This window comes from Ferroplasma sp. (genome assembly GCF_037442045.1).
In the GTDB taxonomy this organism is placed as follows: domain Archaea; phylum Thermoplasmatota; class Thermoplasmata; order Thermoplasmatales; family Thermoplasmataceae; genus Ferroplasma.
In genome coordinates this window covers 1-12,722 of sequence record NZ_JBBIRC010000039.1, presented here as the reverse complement: position 1 = coordinate 12,722, position 12,722 = coordinate 1, and the positions used below count along the sequence as shown (strand labels likewise).

The window sequence follows — 12,722 nt, the reverse complement described above, 5'->3', positions numbered from 1 at the left end:
GTGTCTGGCTGTTACCTGGCAAACTTTTGGACCAACCTGCGAAAACATTTGCATGGTTGTGTCGTTATTCAACATCTCTACTTCATTTATTGCTACATACGGTTTAGGCATTTTTTCTCACCAAATTTATGATTAAATCTTCATATTTAAAACTATTTTTCATATTTATGATAAATATAATAATTTATAAAATAATGACACTTTCAATCATAAAAAGTTAATTTTGGATAAAATTAGTTAAAATTCATTAAATAATTATAGAAATCAATAATAGTATTCAGATTTAATTATATAATATAAGTTTTATTATATATAACTATTAAAAAGCAACGAAAAATTATCTCTTTGCAATATCCTGAAATAGTATCTTCACAGACTTTATGATTCTATAATTTAATTTATATCACCAATCGATCTATGTATATTTATTTTCCAGAATATATTTAATAATGCTGTTTTTCAAAAATTCCTGAAGATTATTAAAAGCAATCTCAAAAAATTAATGAAATTAATATTGCATTGTCATTGCAAAGTAATATTCTTATTTCCCATAATCCCTGAATTTTATATATTTTGCAAGGAGTTCATTGCTAACGGATGGCTTGCTGGCATTTATTGCCTCTATTAAATCGTCCTCTGTAATGTCTCTTAAATTATCTGTTTTTAGTACCTCCTTAAAAACATTCTCCTTTGCTTTTTCACAGACATATCTTATGTCTACAGCTGAAAAATTTTCAGTTATAGATGATAAATATCTATAATTTATGTCATCATGTTTTGCATTATTTAAATATATTATAAACAATTGTTCTCTGGCGGAAGCGTCGGGGGGCGGTATATAAATGCGTTCGTCAAATCTCCCTGGCCTCAGGAATGCTTCATCAATATCCCATGGATTATTTGTGGCACCTATTATAAGCAATGCATGATTTCTAGAATTAATACCATCCATTTCAGACAGAAGCGCAGGAACTGCCCTCTTCATATAACTGGAATTAGTTTTGGCACGCTTTGGTGCAATCGCATCAATTTCATCAAAAAATAACACTGAAGGAGAATGTTTAGAAGCATATTTGAATAATTTTTCTATGTTCTTTTCGAAGTTCCCAAACCATTGATTTAATAAATTTGAGGGATTTATATTTATAAAATATGCCTTTGCCTCATGCGCTATGGCTCTTGCAATAAACGTTTTGCCATTTCCAGGTGGGCCGTACATAAGTATTCCGCCACCTGCTTTTATATCATATATCTTTGCCAGGTCTTTTTTAATTAATGGAAGCAGTATCTTAATTTTTACCTCATCCTTCACCGAATCAAGGCCAACAACATCATTAAATGAGATATCCGGTATATCCACATTATCAATGCCCATTTCATCAAGAAATACATGGTCTTCCGGTGTATTTTTCATGTTTTCTTTGTATGGTGGTTCGTAATTTTCCGGAATTTCACCTTCCTTTTTTATATTATTCTTATTTTCCAGATTCTTAACTTCAAAATTGCCAACCTTTTTCTCGATAATATCATCACTGAGTATAGTTGGTGTTGATTTCCTTGCTTTTTCCTCCATATCCTGCTTATGTAACTTAAGTCTGTCTGCTATTGCAAATACAGATCTTGCCTGGGCCTTCCTGTGGCCCGCTATTTCTGGGCTTTCAAGCCTGGCAGATTGCATTAACAACCTTGCTGCCTTTTCGTAAAGGGAAATCGCTTCATCCATATGACTTTGATTTTCTTCATTCTGGGCACTCTGGATAATTTGCAATGCTTCGTCAACAAGGGTCATGAATTCTAATACAACAGTCATAAATAAATTCTTCGAAGTTTATATTAAATTTATCTGAATTAAATTGTTAAAATTAAAATATAAAATGGGACTGTTTTATATTCCCGATCTGATGCTTTTGTATACCTTTGTTGATGCAAGTAAAAAGGCAATCATTACTATAAAAAGTATTAAGGCATATAATAATGTATTATAAGTAATGCTCAAAACCAGAGAATCCCTCAAAATATCGGCTATAAAACTTAATGGATTGGCGCCTGACAATATTCTGAGCCATTCTGGTGTGTTATTTGTAATTGGATAAAATGCTGTGCTTGCAAAATCAAGCATAAAAAATAATACAATTGTTATCGTATTGTATGCCTGCATTGATTTCGAAATTCCGGATATTATTAAAAATAATGATGAGAAGAGCATCGTTCCTATTACTATAGCAAAAACCGACATTAAAATGCTTATCACTGAAACATTGAATTTAATCGGTATTGTTAGGGCAAATACAATCATTATCAATGAACCAAATAAGGAAAATATTATGGAAACACTTATTATGCTTAATAGATAATCAATTCTTCTGAATGGGCCTACCATGAGCCTTTCGAACATGCCCCATCTTCTATCTGACCACAGCATGCCACCCCCTATATTCCCCGCAGTAAAAGATTCCAGTGCAATTATTCCTGGAGCAAGAAAGGTTGTATATGAAACACTTCTATCTGGTGATATATAGACCCCTGAGGTGACAATTCCCTGAAACATGAAACCCATTACAAATAAATACAGAGTTGGTAATCCAAGCATAAATACAAGTGTTCCAAGATCGACATTTACAATTATATTCCTTATTGTTAATCTCATAAATGCTGGACTTTTCATTTTATCACCTTCATGAAAACATCATCAAGTGTTGGTGTGTCTATCATTATTTTATCCATTGTAATGTGTGAGGTTTTTACATTTTGGAGAACATCATTAACAATCTCTTCAACAGAATCTGAAACAATATTTATTTCATTGTCTGAAATGTAAAACTCAACTATTTTCTCCGGATCTATATTTGCAGTAATTTTTGTTCGGTCCGGTTTAACCTGTGAAGTATAGTAAATTTTTAATGTTCTCAATGCCCCATATTTAAGTTTTAATTCCGATGAAGTGCCCTCTACAATTTTTTCACCATTATTCATTATGCATATTCTATCACACAGATAATCAGCTTCTTCCAGATTTTGAGTTGTAAATAAAACAGTTAAACCATTTTTTGCTCTTGCTTTAACATAATCCAGAATCTTCCGTTTCATTATAGGATCAAGGCCCACAGTAGGCTCGTCCAGAAAAAATATTTCCATATCATGCATGAATTCTCTTGCAACCTGAACCCTTTTTTTCTGGCCGCCACTTAAATCATACATTCTCTTTTTTCTTATTTCATTTAAATCAAAAAGTTCTATTAATTCTTCCATTCTTGTTTTTCTTTCCTCTTTCGGTACTTCCCATAGCATGCCATATATTTTAAAATTATTTTCAACTGTTGAAAAATCAAATGCCTCTTCCTGCTGAACAACACCTATTCTTTTCCTTATTTCAGAACCATTTTTAGCGGGATCAAATCCAAGGACATCTACATTACCGGAATCATACCCGATTAATGTTGTTAATATTTTGATTGTGGTGCTTTTTCCTGCACCGTTTTTTCCGAGCAAACCATAAATTTCTCCAGAATTTACATGAAATGAAAATTTATTGACTGCTATTTTATCTTTATAATATTTTACGAGGTCTTCTACTTTTATGGCTTCCACTTTCGGTTATCGCATTAAGAGTATTAATTTTGTCAATTTAACTTAATTTATGCATGATGGGCATTATATATATTCAAAGCGACTGAAAAATTGCACTTCAGTATCTTAATACATAATGTAGCATTAATATATTAAAATATTTATACAGTGTTGTTCAACTTCAGGAGATGGTATTAATTTAATGGAAATTAAAGTAAGGGTAAAAGAAGGCCGAAATAAAATTTCGGTTACAGATGGCATAATTACAGTTTATACTAAAGCCAAAAGAGAAAACGGGCAGGCAAACATAGATATTATAAACCAGATTGCAAATTATTACAATATTGGTACATCCAGTATCAAAATTCTGCGCGGTGTACATTCCAGGAACAAGGTTTTAACTATAAACCAGGAATAAATTTTATAGCGTAGATATAAGCACAATATTCAAATTTAGGTGTGATATTTGCCTTTTATATATTGAATAACACTTTGTATGTTAAATAACCACTTTATAGTTTAATATTTTCAGTATTTTAAGTTTTATAATTGTGTTATGAATTTGGGGGAAGGAGTAAAACTCCTTAATTTTATGATAGTGATATGATGGTTCATTTCAATGCCAGGGTTTATAATATCTTTTGTAAAGAAATATTATATCCCTCAGTGGAAAATTTAAATTTGAAAACTCGTAAAAAGTGGGAGATACCATATAATCAATCATAGTGATAAGCTTATCTACTATTGACATGTGTACTGTTAACAATGAAAGCTGTAGAAGTCATGAACCTGTTGCAGATATCCAGAAAGACGCTTCATGTCTATGCTAAAGCAGGCAGGATTCGTTATACCGTTATGCTCAATAAGATGTACAACTATAACGAGGAAGATGTATATAGGATACTCAACAAGGATGTAAAGAGGATATCAAGAGGATATCAAGAGGACTCTTCAGAACATCTAAAGAAATGATAATTAATGCAGATGCCAATGCTGCATACAATGTGATAAGAAAAGCAATCCCAAAATCATTCCAGGATGGGATAGGAGGTGTTGGGTTGCATCCAGGAAGTTTAAGCATCAAGGAGATGATAACTTCTAAAGGAGTTTATTAGTATGGTTAACAAATTTCACAACCTGAGACTTCTGGAATGAAGGAAGCAAAGGTAGATTAAGCAAGGACCTCCTATTCTTTAGGATGGAAAGGATGCCAGTTTAGTATGCAAATCATTAATAATAGATAAACAATAATATCTTATGCCATCAAGACCACTTGACTGGTTAAATCAGGCTCGAAGGGATCTGGAACAATCGGAAGATTCATTAAAGAATGGTAAATATGAGTGGGCATGTTTTGCTGCACAACAGAGTGCAGAAAAAGCAGTAAAGGCCATATATTACTCTTTGAATAAAGAAATCTGGAGCCATTCTATTTCCAGAATGCTTTTTCAGCTGAATGATATAGGTGTCAAAAATGACCTGATAGAAAAGTCAAAAGAGCTGGACAGAGTTTATACTGGTACAAGATACCCGGATTATTATACGGAAGGTTCACCATTTGAATACTATTCAAGAGAAGATGCAGAAAGGTGTATTAATCATGCAAAGGAAATATTCAGATTCTGTTCCCAAAATATTCAGTCTTAATTACGATTTAATAATAAAAAAATTAAGAGAATATGGGAAAAAATGTTCGAATAAAGGATCAATATTGACTGTTTTAATCGGCTCCCTGGCAAATGGAAATTATACACCATTTTCGGATGCGGATGTTATAATAATAACCAGGGATAAAATGAACGTTCTGGATTTTATGCCTGTTGACCTGCCCATAGATGTAGAACCTAGATTATACCCAGTTGAGAAAATATATGAGATGAGCAGTCAGAAGCTTAGAATAGTGCATGAAATAATTAATGGAATCATACTTTCAGGCGACATTAAAATTATGGACAAAATAAAAAAGTTTTATAATGAATAATTTTTGTGAAAATCATAATATAATTCATTCATACGAGTGCACAAATTCTGCTATTTTTTTCAAGGTTTCTGGTTTTGTTTCAGGCAATACACCATGGCCAAGGTTGAATATATAATTATTCATTCCATTTGTTTCTTCTACAATACTCTGCGTCTCCATTATGGCAGAATCACAGTTATACTGGGCAAGATATGGATCAAGATTTCCCTGAAGCCCTGTTTCATTGTTTAAAATTCTTCTTGCGCCATCTAATTTTATGCGCCAGTCAACACTTAAAATATCAGGTTTAATATCGTTGAATTCATTAATAATTCCAGAACTGCCTGTTGAGAAGTATATAACAGGTACCATGCTTTTTATGCTTTCAACAATTTCAATAATATCATCTTTAACGTATTTTTCAAATGTATAGGGTGATAATGCACCAAGCCATGAATCGAAAATTTGTATTGCATCAACACCAGCATTTATCTGCATTTTGACATAATCAAGTACCATATTTTTAATCATATTTTTCATTATTTTAAATGAATTATCATTCAGCATGATTTCTTTTGTATATACAAGATTATTATCTGACATTCCTGCAATTATATAGGATAATACAGTTATTATTCCTCCAGAAAATCCTATAATTGGTGTTTCAGGATGCCTTGTTTTGAATAGCTGGATTGAATCATAAGTTCTGTATTTTAATTTATTAATATCAAATTCATGTATTCCTTTTAATTCTTTATTGTTTCTGTAGCCGTTTTCTATTTTCGGTCCACTGGTATTGAAATCAATTTTATACCCCATTGCCTCCAGGGGCAGTATTATGTCTGCAAAGATAATTGCAGCATCAACGCCAAGCAATTTTACAGGAGCATATGTAATTTTTTCTGTGATTTCGGGGTCCATGCACATTTCCCGAATATTATATTTTTTTCTCAGTTCTTTATATTCATCCATGTATCTTCCAGCCTGGCGCATAAACCACACCGGTATATGATCATGCGGTTCGTTTTTCAATGCAGCTCGAAAATCATTCATGGCTTTACCCGCCTTATTGTTCTTGGATATGGTATGGTTTCCCTTATATTTGCTGATCCGCAAATCCACATTACAAGCCTGTCAAGTCCCAGGCCAAATCCGCTGTGTGGAATGCTTCCATATCTTCTTAAATCAACATACCAGTAATAATCCTCAGGATTTAAATTATTTTTCTTGATTCTGTCCAGGAGCTCATTTAAATCAAATATCCTTTCTCCACCACCAAGAACTTCTCCATAACCTTCAGGCGCAAGTAAATCATGGCACAGGATTTCTCCTGGATTATCGGGATCAGGCCGGTGATAAAATGTTTTTAAAGATTCTGGATAATCTGTAACAAATATCGGATTGTCAAAATGAATCATTATTCCATATTCTTCATCCGCACCAAGATCATCGCCATATTTTAAATTCATCCCAAATTCTTTGGACTTTTCAATCAAATCCCTGTATTTTATTCTTTCAAATGGTATTTTTATATTTTTAAGCTTATTTATATCTCTGTTAATTATTTTAAGGTCCTCTTCATTGTTTTTCAAAACTGCATCTATTATGAATTTTATCATTTTTTCTTCGTCTGCCATCATATCTTCATTGTTATACCACGCAACTTCACCTTCTGCATGCCAGTATTCAGTTAGATGCCTTCTGGTTCTTGATTTCTCGGCACGGAAACTCGGTGCTATTGTAAATACTTTTTCAAGGCTGAATATCATTGTTTCCAGATAAAACTGTGAACTCTGGGTGAGATTAACTTTTTCACCAAAATAATCAACATTAAATAATGATGCACCTCCTTCAGTTGCCGTTGAAACAAACATGGGTGCCTGAACCTGATAATAATCATTGCTATAAAAGAAATCTGAAAAGGCTTTAAAAACTGTTGATCTTATTTTTAATACAGCAGTAAATTCTCTGCTGCGAAGCCATAAATGCCTGTTGTCGAGCAAAAATTCTTCTCCAAGATCTCTAGCAATAGGAAAGTTTTCATTTCTTTCATAAATTTTGCAGGAACTAATAGATATTTCATATCCCGTTATCGCCCTTGGATCTTTACGCAGTTTCCCTGATAATTCAAGGCTACTTTCTACAGTCAGGGATGATAATTCGCTCATTGCATCTTCAGTTAAATTGTCCGATGATGCTGTGCACTGAATTATCGCGGATGCATCGCGCATAACTATAAATGTAATTTTTCCGGATGTTCTTATTCTATATACCCAACCTCTGATACTGACAGTTTTCCCAATAAAATTATCTGATAATATTTCTTTTATATGTTCCATTAAATTGCTAATTATAACTACGCATATATTTTTTAGGTTTATGCATAGCATTATTTACTGCCACAAAATAATTTAAGCTTTAAAAATAACTGCAAATGGTACGGGGCAGAAATGCTGCTGGCCATGTTGCTGGGGGTGCCAGCTAAAAGAATTTTGGTAATTCCTTATATTCATTTCAGGCTAAATGGAATACCAAATACAATTATTTGCAGCTATTTAATGTAACATGAAAAATATTTCTTTCCGGAAATTTCTTTGAACAGTTCTTAGAATTATACATCATACTTTGTACAATACATAAATATTTATAACATTATTAAATTCTTTAACAATATTTTAAAGGAGAATAAATATGTACATATTGCTTGAAGATGAATACGTGATTAGGGTTCCGCCTGAACTATTGAACGATGATTATTCTATTGCCGTTGAGGAGGCCTCAAAATCAATGTTAGAGGGAAAGCTTGTTGATATTCAGGAAGACCAAAAAAGCCTGGGAAAGTCATATATAGTTTCAGTAAACAGCATAGAAATGAAGGGTGAAGGAACTATAGTGCATGGTGATGGTGGAGTTTATCAATCGATAAAATACAGTGCACTGGCATATCTGCCAAAAATGCAGGAAGTTGTGGACGGAATAGTTATGGCAATCCAGAAATTTGGTGCATTCATTAAATTTGGGCCATTTGAAGGATTATTGCATATAAGCCAGATTATGGACGATTCGTTGAATATAGACATGGAAAATCAAAGAATAGTGGGAAAAGATACTAAAATGGAGTTAAAAGTTGGGGATAAAATACGTGTAAGAATAGTTGCACTGAATCTCTCTTCATCTTCTTTATCAGATAGCAAGATAGGATTTACTGCAAAACAACCAGGACTGGGAAAGCAGGAATGGGCCAAAAAGGAAAATATAAGCAACTGAGGGATTTTATGAAAGTAACATATAAAGCCTGCAAAATTTGTAAAAGATTGACAACTGATGATGTATGCCCTGTACACGGCGATGAGCGTACAAAAGAAGACTGGTTTGGTTTTTTAATAATAAATGATGTGAACTCACAGATAGCAAAAAAAGCAGGAATAACGGAAAACGGTATGTATGCCATTAAAGTTAGATCATGATATTGCAATCAACGAAAAGGCAAGAGAGTATATAAAAAGCTTCAAATATACACTTTGCACCGTTGACCAGATCAAAAATCTTTCTTATGAAAATAAAATTATTTCCGTTGGCGATGTTACAACCGAGAATCTAAAAAATGCAGGTGTAAACATTGAACTTCAGGTTGTGGATCTGGTGACAAAGAGGGATCAGAAAAAATTTGAACATATTAGCGGTTCTGTGTCTGTTTTAAATCCGCCTGGAACTATTTCAATGGAACTTATTGATAAAATCAGGGATTTTATTGCTTCTGGAGTCACTGGAAGGATAGAAGTAAAGGGTGAGGAAGATTTGGCAGTAATACCAATAATCTTTTATGCAGATAAGAATACAGTAATAGTTTATGGCATACCTGATACAGGCATGGCATACATAAAAATCAATGATGAAATAAAAGAAAAGATAAATAATATGATAATGGAGATGTACAAAAATGAGCGATGAAAAATTGATAAAGAACTTCAAAGTCGATTCGGAAAGAGATAATAAACTGCTTTTTAGAAAAGAGATAAATTATACAATAGACTTTAAATCGGGGAAAACATTAAGCAGGAACACCATTAAAAAAATGCTTATGGATTATTATAAGGCAAAGGAAGATGTCATAATAGTTGACAGAAACATACAGGAAACAGGAAAGGACTCTTTAAAGGGATATGTAAAGATATATGATACTAAAGAACATGCAATGCTATACGAACCTGATTATGAATTGATTAGAAATGGATTAAAGGAAAAGGAGAGTAAATAATGGAAAAAAGAGAATTATACGCAGTAGAAAATGACAAGATAGTACGAAAGCGCAAAACATGCCCGAGATGCGGTGCCGGTGTATTTCTGGCAGAACATGCAGACCGCTATTCATGTGGAAAATGCGGATATACTGAATTCAAAAAGAAAAAATAATTTTTTTATAAATTATAAATTAAACCAGTTGTTTCACCAGCCTGCTTTTCTATTGCTGTTATTCTGCGCCTTATAAGCTCAGAGGACTCCTTATCATCCGACTTTAATGACAGCAGGCTAACAAGGTATGTCAATTCAGAATCAAGTACCATTGCAAGATTTCTCAGGTATTCCTGTTTGTTTTCAGGAACTTTTTTCCTTTCTATTGCAAGAAGGCAATCCATATGTACTGGCCCTTCCTTTGTAAAAGTAAACTTTTCTCCGGTCTTTATAATTTTATTACATATATAGCATCCATATTCCATATACAGTAATAATTTAACAGATGTTAAATTTATCGTAGTAAAAAATAATTACAATACTTTTATCATGATCTTCAGGGGGATAAAAATTATACTTTTAAGCTAAATTTAAAGTACAGAAACCGGAAATAAAATATTATGTTTTTAGTTAAATCTTCTGAAATCAATTCTTCATACTATTTCTTGAGCTTTTTTACCATAAGCTTCAAACCAGATCTTCCTGTAACCAGAACCTTGTCATATTTTTCTATATCCTCTTCACCACTGTTTATCACTTCCCACGATACACCATCAATAGTAATAAAGCCGCCTGCATTTTGGGCTATATTGTTCGTTGCCGTTCCTACCGCATTGATCACTGCTTCCGAACCGGTATATTTCCGCCTTCGCTGTGATGATATTATCTTGTAAAGATAGTATATAGTAAAGGTAATGATCAGTATGAAAACAATCAGTATCAGAATTACTCCAAAAATAAGGCTTTCCGGCACAGCGGCAGCATAATTTATAAAGTTGTTATAAATCCACATAAATTTCACAGTTAAATATATATTACATGGTAAAAAGTATTTCTATTAATATGCTGGTTTCAATTAATAGTAATAAGCATATTCCTTTGATAGATTTTATTATATCCATGGGAAAGAACAGGTTTTCATTTCGGTTGGCTATAGATGAATATTTTTATTAATATTCTTTATTGTTATAATCATAGAAGATTGATAAAGATCAATAATAGGAGAAGTTATAACCTATAGGCAAAAAGATAAAAGATTAATTCTGAAAAATGCATTTTTATGTAAAATGGAAAGCTATATGTCATGTTGTAATAGGTCTTAAAAATATTAAACAGAATCAATTCCATGAAAATCCTGAATAAATAAGGTTAAGTTTATGACACATGTGAAAAGTCTGAAAATATCAGTTATATCTTTATAGTAGGAAATAAACAAATGAATTCACGCATTAAAAGGAACGTACAGTATATTCCTGGCATACCCCCAATTGTCAAAATCAAATAGATTAGAAAAACCGGTTAGACCTAATCGACAATCATCTCCAAACTTTATTATCTTAGATATTTCTGAACATAACATTATATTATCACAGCTAGAGCAATGCCTGTGCATAAGTGTAAATTTAGTATAAACAGTTAGTTTATTAATAATTTATTTCAGGAATATTGATGGTTTTAACTTTATTGGAATAGCTCAACTTACAATTTCTATAATTACATTTAAACGGTAATACAAATTATAAAAAAAATTTTATTTCAATAAAACGAATTTATTCTTCAGTTCCAGCAGCAAGTTTGTATCCAAGTGCATTGGCAAATTGTGCTTCCTGTGGTTTCAATGAAATTAAAGTTGATGGTGCGAGAACTTCAAGATTTTTGCCCATCAGTGCTGCACCACCACCAACCGGTATTAGCGCACTTACCCTGTCAAGTTCCTCTCTAAGGTTATCTCTCAGTTTATCTAGTATCCTTGAAGTTAATGAATCAAGAATTGGTTGTGAAACTTCCGGGCCTCCAACCTCACGCTGCTTGTAAAAAACTGGTTGTGAAAGTGCATCCATTGCAACATCAGGAGGTATAATAAAACCCGTTTCCTTTGATATAACTTTTCCGAGTTCAGATACAACATCTCCAACTCCAAGCTCAATACTGAATGACATAGGAACTATTGGCTCCATATTTTTTAGATTTAATGTAACAACTTCAGTAGTTCTGGATCCGATATCAACAATAACACCATATCCATATTGTTGTTTAAGTGTTCCCTGATTCAATAAATAAAGTGCTGCAGCAACACCCTGTGGTCTCATAACCAGTTTTGATATATGGAACTTCTTTGTTTTGCCAGTCAAATCCTTAACTATTATATCATTGCCTTCCAAGTTTTCTCTTGCTTTTTTGCTTTCAATTTCGTAGGACCCTAACTGTATTCCACTACCAAGGATTATATTTTTAACTTCGGCTTTTACATCATTGCTATCATCACTTAACCATAAAGCTGCACCTAATAATGGAAGTGAATCAGGATCGGATAATCTATTATCACCCAATGGTTCTCTTACATTCGAGCCTATCGCATTTTCACCATATGTGAAAGTTTCTCCATCGTTAACAGTTAAAACTGGTATATTACCACCTAGGCCCCAGTTCCTTGGATCCTGTTGTGCCCACCTAGAAGAAAATTTCTCTCTTTTGTTTTTTAGTCCTACAATTTTGGTTTCCCCATATCCAAGATCTATGCCAACTGTGTTCATAAGAAGGTAACTGATTTGTATATTTAAATATTTTTATAAAATATCTAGCGTTTTAACGAAATTGAATTATTCTTATACGAATATTTATTATTTATTATTAAATCATATATAAAGAGTAATAATATTGTATCAAAAATTTATCCAGTTTAAGTATTTAATTTTTGTCTTACTTTGTCATATTTATAATACTATTGAAAGTTAATTTACTG

The 12,722-nt window shown here is 32.5% G+C and carries 18 protein-coding genes and 1 pseudogene; 10 read left to right on the top strand and 9 right to left on the bottom strand.

The window, feature by feature from the left end:
- The 4 genes from WKI77_RS05930 to WKI77_RS05915 form a co-directional block, all read right to left on the bottom strand.
- A partial coding sequence (locus WKI77_RS05930) for a sulfur oxygenase reductase family protein (protein WP_337860906.1) occupies window positions 1-111 on the bottom strand: 111 nt, incomplete at its 3' end.
- Between the two features lie 430 nt (window positions 112-541).
- A complete protein-coding gene (locus WKI77_RS05925; protein WP_337860905.1) occupies window positions 542-1,810 on the bottom strand; it encodes an AAA family ATPase in 1,269 nt (422 codons plus the stop codon).
- 75 nt (window positions 1,811-1,885) lie between these two features.
- Window positions 1,886-2,665 carry an ABC transporter permease gene (locus tag WKI77_RS05920; protein ID WP_337860904.1) on the bottom strand — a complete coding sequence of 260 codons (780 nt, stop codon included), beginning with the start codon at window positions 2,663-2,665 and terminating at the stop codon, window positions 1,886-1,888.
- Window positions 2,662-3,588 (bottom strand): ABC transporter ATP-binding protein, encoded by a 927-nt coding sequence (locus tag WKI77_RS05915; RefSeq protein WP_337860903.1) that lies wholly within the window; start codon window positions 3,586-3,588, stop codon window positions 2,662-2,664. The genes WKI77_RS05920 and WKI77_RS05915 overlap by 4 nt, the downstream gene beginning before the upstream one ends.
- Window positions 3,589-3,769: 181 nt before the next feature.
- Between WKI77_RS05915 and WKI77_RS05910 the strand changes: the two genes are divergently transcribed.
- The 5 genes and pseudogenes from WKI77_RS05910 (at window position 3,770) to WKI77_RS05890 (ending at window position 5,548) form a co-directional block, all read left to right on the top strand.
- Window positions 3,770-3,985 carry a DUF167 family protein gene (locus tag WKI77_RS05910; protein ID WP_337860902.1) on the top strand — a complete coding sequence of 72 codons (216 nt, stop codon included), beginning with the start codon at window positions 3,770-3,772 and terminating at the stop codon, window positions 3,983-3,985.
- A 347-nt stretch (window positions 3,986-4,332) separates the two neighbouring features.
- Window positions 4,333-4,491 (top strand): annotated as a pseudogene (locus WKI77_RS05905) (IS607 family transposase); the annotation flags it as partial.
- Window positions 4,492-4,535: 44 nt separating this feature from the next.
- Window positions 4,536-4,682 (top strand): hypothetical protein, encoded by a 147-nt coding sequence (locus tag WKI77_RS05900; RefSeq protein ID WP_337860901.1) that lies wholly within the window; start codon window positions 4,536-4,538, stop codon window positions 4,680-4,682.
- A gap of 142 nt (window positions 4,683-4,824) precedes the next feature.
- Window positions 4,825-5,214: a HEPN domain-containing protein gene (locus WKI77_RS05895; RefSeq protein WP_337860900.1), complete on the top strand. Its 390-nt coding sequence runs from the start codon at window positions 4,825-4,827 to the stop codon at window positions 5,212-5,214.
- Window positions 5,168-5,548, top strand: a complete 381-nt coding sequence (locus tag WKI77_RS05890) for a nucleotidyltransferase domain-containing protein (protein WP_337860899.1) — start codon at window positions 5,168-5,170, stop codon at window positions 5,546-5,548. Before WKI77_RS05895 ends, WKI77_RS05890 begins: the two co-directional genes overlap by 47 nt.
- Window positions 5,549-5,572: 24 nt before the next feature.
- On the opposite strand, the gene hemE is transcribed toward WKI77_RS05890, so the two are convergent.
- Both hemE and asnS read right to left on the bottom strand, forming a co-directional pair.
- Window positions 5,573-6,580, bottom strand: coding sequence for a uroporphyrinogen decarboxylase (hemE, locus tag WKI77_RS05885; RefSeq protein WP_337860898.1), 1,008 nt, complete (start codon window positions 6,578-6,580; stop codon window positions 5,573-5,575).
- Window positions 6,577-7,866, bottom strand: coding sequence for an asparagine--tRNA ligase (asnS, locus tag WKI77_RS05880; protein WP_337860897.1), 1,290 nt, complete (start codon window positions 7,864-7,866; stop codon window positions 6,577-6,579). The genes hemE and asnS overlap by 4 nt, the downstream gene beginning before the upstream one ends.
- 352 nt (window positions 7,867-8,218) lie before the next feature.
- Between asnS and WKI77_RS05875 the strand changes: the two genes are divergently transcribed.
- Genes WKI77_RS05875 through WKI77_RS05855 form a run of 5 tightly spaced genes read left to right on the top strand, consistent with a single transcriptional unit; the run spans window position 8,219 to window position 9,940 of the window.
- Window positions 8,219-8,794, top strand: a complete 576-nt coding sequence (locus tag WKI77_RS05875; RefSeq protein WP_337860896.1) for a DNA-directed RNA polymerase — start codon at window positions 8,219-8,221, stop codon at window positions 8,792-8,794.
- A gap of 8 nt (window positions 8,795-8,802) precedes the next feature.
- On the top strand, window positions 8,803-8,994 hold the full coding sequence (spt4, locus tag WKI77_RS05870; protein WP_337860895.1) for a transcription elongation factor subunit Spt4: 192 nt from the start codon (window positions 8,803-8,805) through the stop codon (window positions 8,992-8,994).
- The gene (locus tag WKI77_RS05865) at window positions 8,972-9,478 is read left to right on the top strand and encodes a DUF359 domain-containing protein (RefSeq protein ID WP_337860894.1); all 507 of its coding nucleotides are present in this window, start codon (window positions 8,972-8,974) and stop codon (window positions 9,476-9,478) included. The genes spt4 and WKI77_RS05865 overlap by 23 nt, the downstream gene beginning before the upstream one ends.
- Window positions 9,468-9,785 carry a 30S ribosomal protein S24e gene (locus tag WKI77_RS05860; protein WP_337860893.1) on the top strand — a complete coding sequence of 106 codons (318 nt, stop codon included), beginning with the start codon at window positions 9,468-9,470 and terminating at the stop codon, window positions 9,783-9,785. Before WKI77_RS05865 ends, WKI77_RS05860 begins: the two co-directional genes overlap by 11 nt.
- Window positions 9,785-9,940: a 30S ribosomal protein S27ae gene (locus WKI77_RS05855; RefSeq protein WP_337860892.1), complete on the top strand. Its 156-nt coding sequence runs from the start codon at window positions 9,785-9,787 to the stop codon at window positions 9,938-9,940. The genes WKI77_RS05860 and WKI77_RS05855 overlap by 1 nt, the downstream gene beginning before the upstream one ends.
- 5 nt (window positions 9,941-9,945) lie before the next feature.
- Here WKI77_RS05855 and WKI77_RS05850 read toward each other — a convergent pair whose 3' ends face one another.
- The 3 genes from WKI77_RS05850 to WKI77_RS05840 form a co-directional block, all read right to left on the bottom strand.
- Window positions 9,946-10,245, bottom strand: a complete 300-nt coding sequence (locus WKI77_RS05850) for a DUF2175 family protein (RefSeq protein ID WP_337860891.1) — start codon at window positions 10,243-10,245, stop codon at window positions 9,946-9,948.
- Between the two features lie 173 nt (window positions 10,246-10,418).
- Complete coding sequence (locus tag WKI77_RS05845) at window positions 10,419-10,772, bottom strand: NfeD family protein (protein ID WP_337860890.1); 354 nt, start codon at window positions 10,770-10,772, stop codon at window positions 10,419-10,421.
- 757 nt (window positions 10,773-11,529) lie between these two features.
- Window positions 11,530-12,513, bottom strand: coding sequence for a ParM/StbA family protein (locus WKI77_RS05840; RefSeq protein ID WP_337860889.1), 984 nt, complete (start codon window positions 12,511-12,513; stop codon window positions 11,530-11,532).
- Between the last annotated feature and the right edge of the window lie 209 nt (window positions 12,514-12,722).